The 15,415-nt window shown below is 73.4% G+C and carries 12 protein-coding genes; 3 read left to right on the forward strand and 9 right to left on the reverse strand.

The genetic code is table 11. The features are described from left to right. Together ABD211_RS12950 and rsgA are read right to left on the reverse strand one after the other, a co-directional pair. Positions 1–474: hypothetical protein (locus tag ABD211_RS12950; protein ID WP_425560400.1), on the reverse strand; the 474-nt coding region annotated here is incomplete at its 3' end. Between the two features lie 22 nt (positions 475–496). Then, complete coding sequence (gene rsgA / locus ABD211_RS12955) at positions 497–1,573, reverse strand: ribosome small subunit-dependent GTPase A (RefSeq protein ID WP_344129982.1); 1,077 nt, start codon at positions 1,571–1,573, stop codon at positions 497–499. Between the two features lie 779 nt (positions 1,574–2,352). On the opposite strand from rsgA, the gene ABD211_RS12960 reads away from it, so the two are divergent. After that, a complete protein-coding gene (locus tag ABD211_RS12960) occupies positions 2,353–3,006 on the forward strand; it encodes an MBL fold metallo-hydrolase (protein ID WP_344129984.1) in 654 nt (217 codons plus the stop codon). 7 nt (positions 3,007–3,013) lie between these two features. Here the strand turns inward: ABD211_RS12960 and ABD211_RS12965 are convergent, their stop codons facing one another. The 3 genes from ABD211_RS12965 to ABD211_RS12975 form a co-directional block, all read right to left on the reverse strand. Further along, on the reverse strand, positions 3,014–5,125 hold the full coding sequence (locus tag ABD211_RS12965; RefSeq protein ID WP_344129986.1) for a hypothetical protein: 2,112 nt from the start codon (positions 5,123–5,125) through the stop codon (positions 3,014–3,016). A 151-nt stretch (positions 5,126–5,276) separates the two neighbouring features. Continuing rightward, positions 5,277–5,681: a DUF6220 domain-containing protein gene (locus ABD211_RS12970; RefSeq protein ID WP_344129989.1), complete on the reverse strand. Its 405-nt coding sequence runs from the start codon at positions 5,679–5,681 to the stop codon at positions 5,277–5,279. 679 nt (positions 5,682–6,360) lie between these two features. Next, positions 6,361–7,581 (reverse strand): YndJ family protein, encoded by a 1,221-nt coding sequence (locus ABD211_RS12975; RefSeq protein WP_344129991.1) that lies wholly within the window; start codon positions 7,579–7,581, stop codon positions 6,361–6,363. Between the two features lie 190 nt (positions 7,582–7,771). On the opposite strand from ABD211_RS12975, the gene helR reads away from it, so the two are divergent. Further along, positions 7,772–9,925: an RNA polymerase recycling motor ATPase HelR gene (gene helR, locus ABD211_RS12980; RefSeq protein WP_344129994.1), complete on the forward strand. Its 2,154-nt coding sequence runs from the start codon at positions 7,772–7,774 to the stop codon at positions 9,923–9,925. Here the strand turns inward: helR and ABD211_RS12985 are convergent. Together ABD211_RS12985 and ABD211_RS12990 are read right to left on the reverse strand one after the other, a co-directional pair. Next, the gene (locus ABD211_RS12985) at positions 9,909–10,802 is read right to left on the reverse strand and encodes a permease prefix domain 1-containing protein (RefSeq protein WP_344129997.1); all 894 of its coding nucleotides are present in this window, start codon (positions 10,800–10,802) and stop codon (positions 9,909–9,911) included. The two genes, helR and ABD211_RS12985, sit on opposite strands and share 17 nt — an antisense overlap. Continuing rightward, a complete protein-coding gene (locus tag ABD211_RS12990; protein WP_344130000.1) occupies positions 10,799–11,164 on the reverse strand; it encodes a PadR family transcriptional regulator in 366 nt (121 codons plus the stop codon). The genes ABD211_RS12985 and ABD211_RS12990 overlap by 4 nt, the downstream gene beginning before the upstream one ends. Positions 11,165–11,258: 94 nt before the next feature. Here ABD211_RS12990 and ABD211_RS12995 point away from each other — a divergent pair, with 94 nt between their 5' ends. Then, positions 11,259–11,771, forward strand: a complete 513-nt coding sequence (locus ABD211_RS12995) for a class I SAM-dependent methyltransferase (RefSeq protein ID WP_344130003.1) — start codon at positions 11,259–11,261, stop codon at positions 11,769–11,771. Position 11,772: 1 nt separating this feature from the next. Here the strand turns inward: ABD211_RS12995 and ABD211_RS13000 are convergent, their stop codons facing one another. Together ABD211_RS13000 and ABD211_RS13005 are read right to left on the reverse strand one after the other, a co-directional pair. Next, the gene (locus ABD211_RS13000) at positions 11,773–14,523 is read right to left on the reverse strand and encodes a hypothetical protein (RefSeq protein WP_344130006.1); all 2,751 of its coding nucleotides are present in this window, start codon (positions 14,521–14,523) and stop codon (positions 11,773–11,775) included. Next, entirely contained in the window at positions 14,520–15,260 is a 741-nt protein-coding gene (locus tag ABD211_RS13005; RefSeq protein WP_344130010.1) for an SDR family oxidoreductase, read from the reverse strand. Before ABD211_RS13005 ends, ABD211_RS13000 begins: the two co-directional genes overlap by 4 nt. Positions 15,261–15,415: the final 155 nt, after the last annotated feature.

The raw sequence follows: 15,415 nt of genomic DNA on the forward strand, positions 1-15,415 counted from the left end.
GCCGCCCGGACGGGGCGCCACCGGCGACACCGACACGCGCGCCGGCGAACGGGTGACCCGGTCGGCCGCCTCCCGCGCGGGCGCCACGCGGGACGCCCCGTCGGCCGACGGCCGCGTCGGACCCGGATGCTCCGCCGACGGTCGCGGCGGCGGTGGCGCCTCGATCGGCGCGCGTTGCGGCGTACTCCCGAAGCTCGGACCGTCACCGAACGCGGACCCGACGGTTGCCGGACCGGCCGGGTGCTCCGAGCCACGGGTCAGGGCGACCACCGTGGTCAGCGCCGTCACCGCCAACACCCCGAAAACCATCATGAGGCGGGTACGGCTGACCGGCAGCGCTTCGTCGCCCTCGACGACCGCTTCGCGGGACAGCCGCACGTCACGCCAGCCGAGCGGGTCGTTGGGCGGCGCCGCGGGCACGACGGGCAACGTCTGCGTCTGCGCGTCGGCCGGGCCGAACTGCTGCGCCACCATCGTCGCCCCCGTTCCGCGCAGGTCAGGGACGGACCCCCCGCGGCCGCTGGGCCTGCGCCTTACGCTTCCACCTTGCCCGCTCGTCGGCCATCCGGCGGACATCGTTGCGGCGAGTCTCGACGGCGATCTCGCGATGCAGTCGCTGCCAGCTCTCCAGGCGCCGGTTGGTCAGCTCGCCCACGGCCAGCGCGTCCGCCACCGCGCACCCCGGCTCGCCGAGGTGACGGCAGTCGCCGAACTGGCACCGCGCGGCGAGCGTGGCCACGTCGTCGAAAGCGGCGTCGAGCCCGTCGATGGTGTCGTCGACACCGAGGCCGACGCCGCGTAAGCCCGGGGTGTCGAGCACCGCGCCACCGCCCGGGATCGGGATGAGCGCGCGGTAGGTCGTGGTGTGCCGGCCCCGCCCGTCCATCCGGCGGATCTCCTGGGTGCCCATGACGGTCGCCCCGGCGAGCGCGTTGACCAGCGAGGATTTGCCCGCGCCCGAGCGGCCGATCAGACCCAGGGTGCGGCCGGGCGCCACGAACGGGCGCAGCCGCTCGAGCCCGTCGCCGGTGACGGTGCTGACCGCGTACACCGGCGTGCGCGGCGCGATCTCCCCGATCTGGGCCGCGATCGCGGCGGGGTCCGCGGCGAGGTCGCACTTCGTCAGAATGACCAGGGGCTGCGCGCCCGACGCCCACGCCAGTGACAGCATGCGTTCGATGCGGCCGAGGTCGGGCTCCGGGTCCACCGGCTCCACGACGGCGGCGGCGTCCAGATTGGCGGCGAGGATCTGCTGGTGTGAGGTGGTGCCGGCGGCGGACCGGACGATCGCGGTGCGGCGCGGCAGGACGCCCTCCACGGTCGTGCGGCGGTCCGGCCAGGCCCGCAGGACGACCCAGTCGCCCGCGCAGGGCAGCGCGACCGGGTCCCGGCGCGCCGCGGCCAGTAAGGTGCCCGCGAACGTGGCGCGCTCGGCACCGTTGGGGCTGATCACCGTGCAGGCGCCCCGGTCGACGCGGGTGACCCGGCCGGGTCGGGCGTCGGCCCGGTTCACGGGGGCGAAAACGGCTGCGTAAGCGTCGTCCCAACCGAGGGACGCCAGATCGAACGTCATCGGAGATCCTTGTCATCGAGGGGTGTGCGCGAACCTGTCGGCGGCACGTGCGGGGTGTCAGTCGGACGCTGCGGGACAGCCGCGACAGGGCACCGGCGCGCTGGAGGGGGCGCTGGCACCGTGATCGGTCGTTACGGACATGTGGCCCACCTCCTCTCACCGTTAGGTCGGTCGTTCACCGATCGGGACGATTCCCCGTTGCCGACGACGGTAAGCGTCCGACGCACGCCGGGAAACCGAATATCGTTCGGCCCTGGGTCGTTTCCGCACGTCACCCTCGCCAGCCACGTGCCGCACGCCACACCCGCACCGCTGGCCACGCCGCCCCACCCGGCCACCCGGCGCTCCGCGCGACCCGCCTGCTCGCCCGTTCGCACGCCGTGGCCTCGCTCGCGCACAAGTCCTCTCGCCAGATGTGCACATCTGGCGGGGTGGGCTGGGAGGAGGTCGCCAGATGCGCACACGTAGCGGGGTGGGGCGCACCACGGTCCGCCAGATGTGCACATGTGGTGACGTCAGTCGCGGTTGGCCTCGCCAGATGTTCACAGTTGGCGGCGTCGATGGCCCCTGGCCTCGCCAACTGTGAGCATCTGGCGGGCGAGCACGCCAACAACCCCGCCACATGGGCACATCTGGCGAAACGCTCAGCCCGCCACTCGCCAGAAGCGCACATCTGACGGGACGCACGCGTCCGCCCGACCGGACGCACGGTCACCTCCACGCGGGCGGAGCGGCGTTGGAGGGGAGTGGGTAGGCGGGTGGAGGGATAGGGTCGGGGGATGACGTATAGCGGGCATGTGCAGCCGGGCGGGGCCGGGGCGGTTCGTGAGCTGCCGGGCCTGACTATCACCAAGGTCTCTGTCGGGCCCATGGACAACAACGCGTACCTGCTGCGCTGTGCCGGGACCGGGGAGCAGCTGCTCATCGACGCCGCGAACGACGCCGACCGGCTGCTCGGGCTGATCGGCGATGCCGGGCTGGCCACGGTGGTGACCACCCATCAGCACTACGACCACTGGTTCGCGCTCGAGGAGGTCGTCGCGGCGACCGGCGCGCGCAGCCTGGCCCACGAGGCCGACGCCGCGGAGCTGCCGACCGTGTCCGGCACGCTCCGCGACGGCGACGAGGTCCGCGTCGGCGACGCCGTCCTCGAGGTGATCCACCTGGTGGGCCACACGCCCGGGTCGGTCGCCCTGGTCTACCGCGACCCGGCGGGGACGCCGCACCTGTTCACGGGCGACGCACTGTTCCCCGGCGGCGTCGGCAACACCCAGGGCGACGCGGACCGGTTCGCCCAGCTCATCAACGACGTCGAGCACAAGCTCTTCGACCGGCTGCCGGACGACACCTGGTTCTACCCGGGCCACGGCGACGACTCCACGCTCGGCGCGGAACGGCCGTCGCTGCCCGAGTGGCGCGCCCGCGGCTGGTGAGGCCGCGTCACCGCCGGTCGGGCCGCCACAGCAGGCCGGGGTCGCGGGTCAGCAGCACGGCCCAGGCGGTGCCGGCGACCGACGGCCAGACGTGGAACTCGTACGGCGGGGCCGCCCTCCCCTGGGTCACCTGGACGAACCCACCCGCCGGATCGGCGGCCTGAAGGCGTCGCATGCTCTGCAGGTCGGCGCTGATGTCGTGCCCGAGTCGCAGCCTCAGGAGCGCGGCGCCCAGCGTCCCCTCCGCCCAGACGACCCGGGGCGGGTCGTCGTACCCCCGGCCGTACGGCTGGTAGCCGTCGATCGGGCCGGCGCTGGTGTAGGTCTCGTTGAACGAGCCGGGGTCGCTGGACCTCCTGATGTCCGCGCCCGTCACCCGGAACCGCCCGACGTACTGCGCGGACCGCTCCGCCTTCGTCCGCTCGCCCACCGCGAGCAGGAACAGGCCTCCCCACGATCCGAGGTCGAGGGCATCGGCGGTGTCCGGTCCCGCACCGGACACGCCCTGGTTGAACCGCTCCTCCGCACTGTTCCAGTGATGCGTCAGCAGGCTCTGCCTCACCATGGACGCGGCCTGTGCGTACCGGTCGTCGCCGGTCAGGTAGCCGAGGTCACGGAGGAGGAAGTACGCGTCGATGTTGTGCTCGGTGCTCGCCCAGGCGATCGGGCCCGCGACGAACACAAAGTTCTCGTCATAACGGCCGTAGCCGCCGAGCACGCTGCCGAACCGCTGGTCGCTGGGATCGAACCCGTTGGTGGGGCTCACCTGCTGCCTGAGCAGGTACTCGCCGACGCCCACGGCGAGCGACCGGTGGGCAAGGTCGCCGGTGCTCTCCTCATAGGCGAGCGCGGCGCTGCCCACCCATGCCAACGCGCCCGACCGGATGTACTGGTCGAACGGCTGCCCGCGGCGGACGTCGTAGGAGAACGCGAGCGCGCCGTCGCCCTGCTGCAGGTCCGCCAACTGCCGGAGGATCCCGCCGGCCCGGTCCCGCTGACCCGTGGCGGTGAAGGCGAAGACCGCCAGCGCGTCGTCGTAGATCCACGAGCGCTGCTCCGGCCGGAAGCCGCCCCGGACCGCCCCGCCCGCGTACCCGTACGCCGGATCGTTGAACGGGATCGTGAACGACCTGACGAGGCTCGGATAACCCACGTCGCCGGCCCACTCGGTGGAGTTGAGGGCGCGGCCGGTGGCCGTGTTGGCCAGGCGCGCCGTCAGCCGCCCGCCCCCCGCGTCGATGCCGTCGGCGGCGAACGTCCCGTCCGCGCCGAGCGGCACCGTGGCGAGGTGGCGGTCCGTGTCGACGCGGGTGTAGACCTCGACGGCGACGCCGGACACGACCCTCCGGGGCCATCCCGAGCGCGCCACCTGGGCGTTGTCCGCGACCCGGACCAGGCGGGCGGACTTCGCCCCCGCGCGGACCCTGGTCTTGCCGCTGGTCCACGTGCCGTCCGCCCGCAGGGCGAACGACCCCTGGAGGTAGTCGACGTCGGACCGGGAGTACACGTCGACCCGGTACTGCGTCCGCGGTGCCACGTTCCCCCACGTCCCGCTCACCGGGCCTACATAACCGCTGGAGTACGCCTGGGAGAAGGCGACGTACGGCGCGGTGATCACCGGCGGAAGCTCGTCGAGGTCCGCGACGCGACCTTCGACCCGACCTTTGTAGGCGGGCCCGTAGGTGCCGTCGAACGTGGTCCGGAACCCTTGCGCCCCTTCCTGCTGCCCGTTCAGCCAGGCCAGGGCCCGGGCGCGACTGTCCGCCATGCCGTCGGACGTGGTGACCATGGCGGCCGCCGAGGCGGCACCGGCGACACCACCCGCGTCCACCGCCCGCACCCGGTAGTACAGGGTCTGTCCGGCGGTCGCCCGGTCGTCACGCCACGACGGGACGGATGTCGCCGCGAGGAGCGTCGTGTCGTCGGCCACCATGGCCGCAGCCGTCGCCCGGTAGACCCGGTAGCCCGCCGCGCCGTCCACGCCCTGCCAGCCGACCGACACGGCCAGACCCTGCGAGTCCGCGGTCACCGACAGACCGGCCGGCGCCGGCAGTTCGGCGCCGCCCGACACCGGCAGGCGCGTGCCGGGCCGTGGGGTGCACGCCAGCGTCGCGGCCACGGCTAACAGGCTGACGGACGTGACGAGTCGCCTCGCGAACATTCGGCCGACCTCGTTGCGGTTTCCCGGCGGTCTTGTCGCACTACCACCACCAGTACACCCGAGCCGCCCGGCCGATGTGCCGCCTTCGCGCATTGCCCGGCGGGCGACGTCACCGCGCCGGATCCGCCGTCGCGGGCCTGGCCAGAGCCAGCGCCTGCCGGACGATCAGCCACGCCACCGCCGGGAGGGCCAGGGCGGTGACCGCGTGCAACCCGAAGACGGCCGGACCGACCGTGTCGTTGAGCGCCAGGGCCACCTTCGCGATCACCACCTGCACGGACGTCAGCCCGGCTACCAGCACGGACAGGCCGACCAGCCGCCTGGGCAGCCGGGCCACCGCCGCCACGACCGCCATCACCAACGGCAGCAGGAAGAGCACGTACCCGAGCACGTGGTGCGGCCGGTACGACTCGGACCGGGGCGCGTCGCTGAACCCGCCGCTCGCCGCGAAGTAGAACTCCGCCACCACGACGAGCACGAGCAGGACCGCCAGTCCGGCAAAGGCTTTACGCATGTACGTCCCCCCAAAGGTCTCGCCACTGGGACGACGCGGCCCGGCAGAATGTGACACGTGGGCATCGACCGGGTTCCGGCGCGCCCGCGCCCGGGCGCGGACCTGGACGAACTCCGCGCGCTCAGCAGGGCCCAGGGTTCCGCACCGGATGTCGAGGACCAGCTCCCCGCCCGTCTCGACATCCCGGTCACAGAGAACGGGCACTGGCCCTGCTTCCGCACGGCGGTGATCGGCGCCAATCCCCGCTTCCCGCCGGACTGGCGCGCGGCGGCCTACCGGACCTTCCTACCCGACGACGCCCGCCGGGCCGTCGACCGCTGGCAATGGTGGTACACGGAGACAACCGCCGGTTACCTCGGCCACTACCTGGCCAGGCTCGCCGCCCACGAAGCGGCGCAACAGCTGACCGAGGCCCAGGCGACCCCTGCTCCACCACGTCGACCACGCGACGACGAGATCGAACGCCTGGACCCGCACCGACCGCTTCCACGACACCTGCGCCCGGGCACGCGCACTACCCGCCACACCGGCGATCCCGCCCCCGGGCGAGCCGCCGGCCACAAGGACCGACGACGCCCCAACGCCCGACCAAGAAAACCATTCCCGGGTACTGGCGACACACGTCGCGCTGGCCGGCGAAGCCATCCGCGCGTTCAACCGGACCGTCCCCGCCGCCCTCTCAAGGCGCCGCGCCCGCCTGCGCCACCGGCGGACATCCACGCCCGCGATACCTGGGTCGAGGAGTTCTTCGCTTGGGCCGCCCCGAGACTGAGCACCGGATACGGCCTTTATCTGTGGGTCTAGGCCCTATCGCGAAGTCGATGACAGCAACGCCGTCATGATCGCCATCTGGTGGATGAACGCGCAGGGTGCGCGCGCGTTGATCGCGGTTTCGTGTACCAGGGTGTAGCCCAGCTCCACCCTGGTACACGAAACGCCGACCTTGATTGTCACGACACCAGCACGCGACGTCGAGACAGGCACCAGGTGACGTCACATTCCGGATTGCACCAAACGTGCCGCACAGGTTCCACAGCGTTTCAGCATTCGTGCAGTGACGCCGTTGCGGCGACTTGTTACGCCGACGGTCTGGTGGCGAGGCGGCGCCAGGCGAGGAGGCCCAGAGGGTGAAGCCGAGCGCGTTGGCCAGCCCGTGGGTCGCGATCATCCAGTCGAGCGGCAGGTAGGGCACCGGTACGACGTGGCCGAGCGCCCAGTCCAGGGCCAGCAGCATGGTCGCGGCCAGGGTCACGGAGGAGATCCCGAGCAGCCAGCCGGTGAGCCGGTCCGGGGCGGTTGCGCGCAGTTGGTGCCAGGTCACCCAGGCGACGAGCCACATGCCGGCGGTGAGCACGACGGCGCCGGCCAGCTCGACGGCATCGCCGATGAAGTAGCCGACGAAGACCAGGCCGATGACGGCCGGTACGCACAGGCCGGCGAGGCGGGCGCGGACATCGGAACCGATCGAGGTGCACACGAGGGCCGCGATCAGCGCGGCGGCGAAGCCCGCGAAGTGGAAGTGGGCGACGGTGAGCGACAGCGTGGTCGGGCCGAAGCCGAACAGGCGGTAGCCGGCCCGCTCGGCGACCAGCGCGCTGGCGGCGATGGCCGGGCCCGCCAGGGCGGTCAGCACCGCGATCTCGGCGGGCGCCAGGCTGCGTCGCCGCGCCAGACGCACCGGCGCGCGGGTCGCGAGAAGAAGCGCTACCAGGGCGTACCCCGTGGCGAAAACGACCGCGGCCGGGCCGCGCGGCAGCCACAGCGACACCGCGCCGCAGGCCGCGCCGACCGGCCACGCGCGGCGGAGCCAGGCCGGTGAGTCGTCGATGAGTCGCAGGCCGATCGGCACGACGACGAACATGCCCAACACAACGATGAGCTTGAGTAGAAGGTCCCCCATGGCCCGGGATGCTAGGAGCCCGGCGACGAGGAATGGGGGAGCATCCGCTCCCCCCGCCACTTCCAACATATACCGCACTGGGGGGATTGCGGCAAGACCGGGGTGTTAGCGCAGAATGGGCGGCCGAAGCCCGGCCACCTGCGCAAACATGGGCCGGGGAGTGCGGGACGAACCGTTCGGAGCTGCCGCTATGAATCCGCTCACCACCAGTGCTTTCGATCTTCCCGAGCGCCTCGCGGCCAAAGCCGATCCGCACCTGATCGCCGACGACGAGCGGCATTTCGCGGCCATGGCGGCCAGCCTGGCGGGGTCTATCGCGAGCCTGTCCGAGCGTCTCGAGGCCGAGCGCCGGGCGGCGGGCGGCATCGGCCAGGCGGCGATGGACCGCGACCAGGAGATCTACCGGCTGACCGCCCGCCTGCGGACGCTACGCCGTTTCGGCCTGGACCTGTGCCTCGGGCACATGGTTCGCACGGACGACCCCGAACCCGTCTACATCGGACGGCTCGGGCTGACCGACGGCGCGGGCCGGCGGCTGCTGCTCGACTGGCGCTCCCCCGCCGCGGAGCCGTTCTTCGGCGCGACCCACGCCAACCCGATGGGCCTGACGAGCCGCCGCCGGTACCGGTGGACGCGCGGCCGGATCACCGACTACTGGGACGAGGTGTTCACCCCGGACGGGCTGGAGGGGCGCGCGGCGCTCGACGACCAGTCCGCGTTCATCGCGAGCCTGGGGAGCAACCGGTCGGCCCGGATGCGCGACGTGCTCGGCACCATCCAGGCCGACCAGGACGCCATCATCCGCGCCGGCTCGTCGGGCGCGCTCGTCGTGGACGGCGGCCCGGGCACGGGCAAGACGGTCGTCGCCCTGCACCGCACCGCGTACCTGCTCTATGCCGATCCGCGCCTCGGCCACCGCCGGGGCGGGGTGCTGTTCGTCGGCCCGCACCAGCCCTACCTGACGTACGTGTCGGACGTGCTGCCCAGCCTCGGCGAGGAGGGCGTCCAGACGTGCACCGTGCGCGACCTCGTCCCGGAGGGCGCCCGCGCGACCGAGGAGGCCGACCCGGAGGTGGCGCGGCTGAAGTCGTCCGCGCGGCTGGTGGGGGCGGTCGAGGCGGCCGTCCGGTTCTACGAGGAGGCGCCCACCGCGCCGATGACGATCGCGACGCACTGGTCGGACATCCGGCTGACCGCCGACGACTGGGCCGAGGCGTTCGGGGCGCCGGACCCGGGCACGCCGCACAACGACGCGCGCGACCAGATCTGGGAGGCGCTGCTCACCATCCTGATCGACAAGCACGACGACGGGGACGCCCCGGCGGACCGGCTGCGGGCGTCGCTGGCCCGCAACCGGGAGCTGGTCACGACGTTCAACCGCGCCTGGCCACTGCTCGCGGCGGCCGACCTCGTCGGCGACCTCTGGACGGTGCCGGCCTACCTGCGCCGGTGCGCGCCCTGGCTGACGGCGGACGAGATCCGGACCCTGCAACGCGACGACGCGCAGGCGTGGACGGCGTCGGACCTGCCGTTCCTGGACGCGGCGCGACAGCGGCTCGGCGACCCGGAGGCGTCCCGGCGACGGCGGCGCAACGAGGCCACTTTCGCCGCCGAACGCGAGCGCATGGACCGCGTCGTGGACGACCTCATCGAGGCCGCCGACGACGAGTACGGCATGGGTCTGGTCACGATGCTGCGCGGCGAGGACTTCCACGAGGCCCTGGTCGACGGGGCCGCGTTCGCCAACGCCGAGCCGGACCTGCTCGCCGGCCCGTTCGCGCACGTCGTGGTGGACGAGGCGCAGGAGCTGACCGACGCGCAGTGGCAGATGCTGCTGCTGCGCTGCCCGTCGCGGAGCCTCACCATCGTCGGGGACCGCGCCCAGGCGCGGCACGGGTTCACCGAGTCGTGGCGCGAGCGCCTGGAGCGGATCGGGCTCGACCGGATCAGCCTGGCGTCCCTGAGCATCAACTACCGCACGCCCGCGGAGGTCATGGCGGAGGCGGAGCCGGTCATCCGGGCCGCGCTCCCCGACGCGAACGTGCCGACGTCCATCCGCAGCAACGGCCTGCCCGTCCGGCACGGGTCGGTGGCGGAGCTGCGGTCGATCCTCGACGCCTGGCTCGCCGCGCACGACGAGGGATTGGCCTGCGTCATCGGGGATCCGATGTTCGCGGCCACGCCCCGCGTGCGGTCGTTGACCCCGGAGCTCGCGAAGGGGCTCGAGTTCGACCTGGTGGTGCTCGTCGACCCGGAGCGGTTCGGTGGGGGCATCGAGGGCGCCGTCGACCGCTATGTCGCGATGACCCGGGCGACCCGGCAGCTCGTCATCCTGCGGAGCTGACCCGGGTGCCGAACAGCATCCGGGCGAGGACGAGCATCATGACCACCAGGGCGGCGACCAGCGTGAGCCAGGACCACGCCCAGCCGACCGTCATGCCCAGCACGACGAAGGCGGCGAACGCCGCGATCCAGATGGACGCCGTGTAGATGCCGAACCGGGCGGCGGCCGCCGGGTCCTCGGAGAAGTTGTCGGCCAGGTCCCCGTGCTCGGCGCCCCACTGGACCACCCACGGCTTGTGCCGGTTGGTCTGGGTGGCGCCGAGCTGCGCGAAGATGACGATCGCCGCCACGAACAGGGCGACGCCGCCGACGAGCCACGCCAGCGCGAGGCCCTGCGACCACAGCGCGCCGGCGCCGGCGCCGGCGAGCGCGAGGCCGGCCGCCACGCCGTACGCCCGGGCAGGGCGGCCCGGCACGGGGTAGTTGGTCGTGGTCTCCTGGCGCAGCGCGTCGCCGACGATGAACCCGCCGACGACCGCCGCCACCGCGACGGCCGCGAGCGCCCCGGCGAGCGCGAGATCCACGCCGAGGAAGGGCAGCGCCGCCACGACGAGCGCGCCGGCCCCGACCAGGGACAGGACGACCGTGCGGACCACGAACGCCGGAGTCGGGCGGACGCGGTGGCGCTCCCAGGCCGGGATGCCGCTGGAGATCGACGTCGTCTCGTCGACGACGGCCCGGATGTCGCCCAGCTCATTGATGGCGCGGCGGGCGGCCTCGCCCGGGGCCAGCCCGGCCTCGGCGAACTCGCCGGCCCGGGACACGAGGTTGGCCCGGATCTCCTCTTTAAGGTCCTGCACCTCGGGCGTGACCTCGATGCCGGCGAACGCCTCATCGAGCAACCGGTGGATCTCCAGTCCCGTTTCGATCACCCTCATGACGGTCGCCCTCCCAGGTCGAGCAAGGAATCGATGATGCCGCGCGTGACGGTCCACGTGCGCACGTTGGCGTGGTAGACGGCCCGGCCCGCGTCGGTGATGCGGTAGTACTTCCGGCGGCCGCCCTGGGTCTCGTCGCCCCAGTAGGCCTCGACGAGGCCGTCCTTGAGCAGCCGCCGGTAGCTCGCGTAGAGCGTCGCTTCCTTGATCTCGTAGGCGCCGCCGGTCGCGTCCCGGATGGTCTTGAAGATCTCGAATCCGTAGCTGTCGCCGCGGCTCAGCACGGACAGGACGATCGTCTCCGTGTGTCCGCGCAGCATGTCCGCGGCGAAGGCGTCGTCCACGTTCAATTCCTCAAGCACATGGAGTACTGTAACAGATATAGTACTAGACGCAAGCGGGTGGTCCGATAAGCTTGTGCCACAACGGAATCCGGTTCCAACGCGAGGGCGGAGCATGCCGAGAAGCCGTATCGAGGGCAAGGCCTGGATCTCCCACGAGATCCCCCGACTGCGACCCGCGACGGTGCTCGACGTCGGCGCCGGCATGGGGACCTACTCGAACCTGCTGCGCGCGCTCACGCCCGGCGCGTCGTGGAGCTGCGTGGAGATCTTCGAGCCGTACGTCGAGCGGTTCGCGCTCCACGCGAAGTACGACGTCATCCACCGCGCCGACATCCGTGACTTCGCCTGGCCCATGGCGTACGACGTGGTGATCCTCGGCGACGTGCTGGAGCACCTGACGCTCGACGACGCCCGTGGGGTGTGGGCGACCGCCCGCGCGCACGCGCGCTTCGTGGCGCTGTCGATTCCCATCGTGGAGTACCCGCAGGGGCCCGAGAACGGCAACGTCCACGAGGCGCACCTGCAGGAGTGGAGCCACGACATGGTGCTGAGCGAGCTCGACGGCGTGTGGCGCTGGCAGGTCAACCCCAAGATCGGCGCGTACCTGGCGCGGGGCGTCCGCTAGCTCAGTCGTCCCACCGCTGCCACAGGTGGCCGAGCGCCCGGCGGGCGAACGGCCGCCGGCCGCGCTGCACCGGGCGCTGCCCGGCGGTCACCTCGGCCCGCCGCGCGAACGCCTTCGAGATCTGCCGGTGGCCGACCGGCCCGCGCATCTTCGCGCCGCACAGGTCGAACGCGCAGTCGCAGTCCACGTCGAGCATCGTCGCGGCGTGCGCGGACGACACGAAGCAGCGTGGCAGCGTGTTCGCGGTCAGCGCGAGCTCGCGGGCGCGCACCCCGTCGCGCACCTCGGCGCTGACCCGGTCGGGCGCCCCGTCCGTGGCGTGCGCGCGGGCGGCGAGGTCCTGCGAGCCCTCGGCCAGGTCGATGAGCAGCGTGGACAGCGCGAGCAGCCGGTGCGCCTCGGGCGAGAGGTGGAAGCCGCCGTCCTCCAGCGCCGCCACGTCGTCGAACCAGATGTCGCGGGTGATGGTCCACTCCCGCGACGAGGCGGTCGTGGCCGCCTCCCGGCGGGCGCGCGCCGCGAGGGCGACCGCCTCGCGGACGAACGGGTGGGTGTCGCGGGCGGCGTGCCGGGCGGCGAAGGCGAACCCGTCGGCCGCCGCTAGCGCCATGGCCTGGCAGAGCACCTGCTCGCTGGTCCAGGAACGGGCCACGCCGAGCAGCGCCCGGGCCTCGTCCAGCCACGGCGGCTCGGTGGCCTGGGCGGCCACCCCGCGCGCGACGCTGGCGAACTTGAACCCCTCGGCCAGCGAGATCTCCAGGCCGGGGTCGGGGCCGTAGGGGGCGGTGAAGATCTCCCGGACGCGTTCGATGAGCGCGAGGCACGCGCGCTGGTCGGCGCCCGTGAGGTGATCGGCGAGCGAGGGCAGAATCCAGCCGGCCGACGCCAGGGGCAGGCCCACGCGCACCCAGTCCGTCTTCGTCAGCCGCGCGACGGCGCTGAGGTCGGCGCCGTCCGCGCCGGTGACCAGGGCACGCCAGGGGTCCGCGAGCTGCCGCCAGGCGACCGGGCCCATGCCGGCCAGCCGGGCGCAGACGGCGCGGCGCAGCCGGTACGAGTTGACCTGAAAACGCGGCGGCACGACCTGGCCCCAGAAGTAGCGGACCAGGGCCGGGTGCGCCTCGGCCGCGGCGACGAACTGCAGCCTGGCCTGGTCGGTGGCGGCCCGCCAGGCGCGGTCCAGCGCGGCGACCTCCGGCGGGCCGTACCGGGGCCGCACGCCCAGGTGCTGCAACGCGACGACCACAGCCGTGATCATGTCGAGGGTGACGTCGCCGGTCTCGCCGCGCTTCAGGTCGCGCAGCACCGCGACGAACGAGGCAGCGTCGGTGCCCTCCAGCACGAGGGCGGCGGTGAGCGCGCCGGTCGTGGCCGACGGCGCGCCGGCCGTGAGCAGGCCCGCCCAGGCGTCCGGGTCCAGCCGCAGGCCCACGGCGCCGGCGAAGGCGAGCCAGTCCGGATGGGCGAAGCGCAGCTCCGGGTCGGACATGTCCCCGCCCAGCGTGAGCACGCCGCGCCGGGACAGCGTCGACACCGCCGCCGCGAAGGCCAGCTCGTCGGCCGGGGGGAGCTGGCCGGCGGCGTCGCGCCAGCGGACGGTGACCTCCTGCCGGTGGTGGGCCAGCCGGCCGACGGCGGCCAGCGACCGCAGCACGGCCGAGGATCGGGCCCCGGCCAGGTCGTGCTCGCCGCCGAGCGCGGCCTCCCGCAGCCAACCCAACTGCCGCACGTAGGCGCGGGGCGCGGCGAACAGCGCGCGGACCGCCTCGCCCGGCTCCTGGCCCGCGCGCAGCCGGGCCACCACCGCGTCGGCGGCGCGCGCCAGGTACCAGGGGTCGGTGGTCGGGTCGCGCAGGGCGAACGCCTGCCGGACCGCGGCCGCGAGCGCCGGGTCGTCGGGCACGCCACGGTCGACGAGCCGGGCGCGGAACGTCGCGCGCAGCCCGGCGAGGTCGACCGTGCGGCCCATCCGGACCGAGGCGACCTCGCTGATGCGGGGCGCCAGCTCGTCAGCGACGGCGGCCACGAACGGCAGCCGCTCCTCGACGCAGCTGCGCAGCAGCTCCTCGACGATCGCCCGGCGGGCGGCGCGCGGCTTGGCGGCCGCGACGCGGTCCAGCCCGGCCACCAGGACGACGATCTTGCCCCGGTCGGCCTCCCGGGTGAACACGCGCTGCGCCCGCACCTCGTCGCCGGTCGCGCTGGCCAGCCGGCTGACGAACGCCTCCCGGCTCAGGGCCGGCACCCGGACCGCGCCATCCACATCGGACACATCCACGACGACGGGCACGAGCCCACGCCGGGCGATGAGCCGGGGCAGCGCTGTGGTCAGCTCGGCGAACCGGTCGGGCTCGGCGATGACGAGCAGCGACCGGCGCGGGCGCACCGCGGTCAGGTGGTCGAGGACGGCGCGCACCAGCGTCTCGTGCGACGGGTCGGCCGCGCCGTTCGCGCGCCGGTACGGGCGCAGATAGCGCAGCTTCGCGTCCCGGAACCGCAGCCGGAAGCCGAGCCAGGCGGCGACACCGATGAGGGCCAGGGTGACGGCGCTGACCGCCTGGTCCTGCAGCAGCGGGAGGAAGCCCTTGGTCGCCCCGCTGGCCTGCGCCGAGGTGGCGCCCAGCCAGATGAGCAGCCCGAGCAGGCCGGCCACGAGCCCGACCAGCAGGGCGTTGGCGGACCGGTTGAGGTCGTCGCCGACCTCGGCGAACGCGGCCCGCAGCCGGACGCGCAGTCGTCGCGGCATGCTCATCGGATGCGGGTCTGTCCGTTGTCGAGGGTGACGGTGGTGCCCGTGAGGCCCGGCGTGTCCAGCGCGAAGGCGACGAGGGCGGCGGCGACCTCGTCGGGGGTGAGGATGCGCCGCAGCGGCGCGCGGGCCGCGATCCGGTCGGGGTGGTAGGTCAGGCCGCGCACCTCGTCGAGGTGGCGCAGGTTGTCGGTGTCGACCGTGCCGAGCGCGACGCAGCTGATCGAGATGCCCTCCGCGCCCAGCGGGGTGGCGAGCGCGTTCACCAGGCCGCTGAGCCCGGCCTTCGCGGCCGAGTAACCGGGCGCGCCGTACCCGCCGTAGGCGTTGATGGAGCCGACCAGGGTGATGGACCGGCTGCCCGTTGCCCGGCGCAGCAGCGGCACCGTGTGCCGGATGGTGACGAACGCGATGTGCAGGTTGGCGGCCACCACCCGGGCGAAGATGTCGAGCGCCTCGGTGGCGGGGTCGGCCTGGGACAGCTCCTCCGCGTCGCCGCCGCCGGCGATGCCGATCACGTGGCTCGGCGTCTCGTCCACCGTGGCGAGGGCCGCCCCCACGGCCGCGTCGTCGAGCAGGTCGACGGTCAGCTCGTGGGCCACCAGCGCGGCGGTCTGCGGGGGTAGCGGCTCGCGGTCGAGGGCCACCACGCGACAGCCCCGCGCGGCGAGGCGGGCCACGGTCGCACGGCCGATCGACCCGCGGCCACCCGTGATGATCACCGCCGGAGCGTCCGACACGCGCCCTCCCGCTGGCCGTCACCGAGTGTGGTGCCGTCCGTACTCTAGCGATCGTGGTCGGCTTGCGGCACCGGCTATCCGACCGAGCGGTTGCCGACCGGATCATCCACAAGGGATTCGTGCGGCAGTTGCGCCTGCCAGGGGGCGCAGAGGCT

Source organism: Luedemannella flava (genome assembly GCF_039528515.1).
GTDB classification, from domain to species: domain Bacteria; phylum Actinomycetota; class Actinomycetes; order Mycobacteriales; family Micromonosporaceae; genus Luedemannella; species Luedemannella flava.

Excerpts from the sequence above, each read along its gene's own strand:
- rsgA (WP_344129982.1), bottom strand. The coding sequence starts at position 1,573 with ATGACGTTCGATCTGGCGTCCCTCGGTTGGGACGACGCTTACGCAGCC.
- ABD211_RS12995 (WP_344130003.1), top strand. The coding sequence starts at position 11,259 with ATGCCGAGAAGCCGTATCGAGGGCAAGGCCTGGATCTCCCACGAGATC.
- ABD211_RS12960 (WP_344129984.1), top strand. The coding sequence starts at position 2,353 with ATGACGTATAGCGGGCATGTGCAGCCGGGCGGGGCCGGGGCGGTTCGT.
- ABD211_RS12970 (WP_344129989.1), bottom strand. The coding sequence starts at position 5,681 with ATGCGTAAAGCCTTTGCCGGACTGGCGGTCCTGCTCGTGCTCGTCGTG.
- helR (WP_344129994.1), top strand. The coding sequence starts at position 7,772 with ATGAATCCGCTCACCACCAGTGCTTTCGATCTTCCCGAGCGCCTCGCG.
- ABD211_RS12975 (WP_344129991.1), bottom strand. The coding sequence starts at position 7,581 with ATGGGGGACCTTCTACTCAAGCTCATCGTTGTGTTGGGCATGTTCGTC.
- ABD211_RS13000 (WP_344130006.1), bottom strand. The coding sequence starts at position 14,523 with ATGAGCATGCCGCGACGACTGCGCGTCCGGCTGCGGGCCGCGTTCGCC.
- ABD211_RS12985 (WP_344129997.1), bottom strand. The coding sequence starts at position 10,802 with ATGAGGGTGATCGAAACGGGACTGGAGATCCACCGGTTGCTCGATGAG.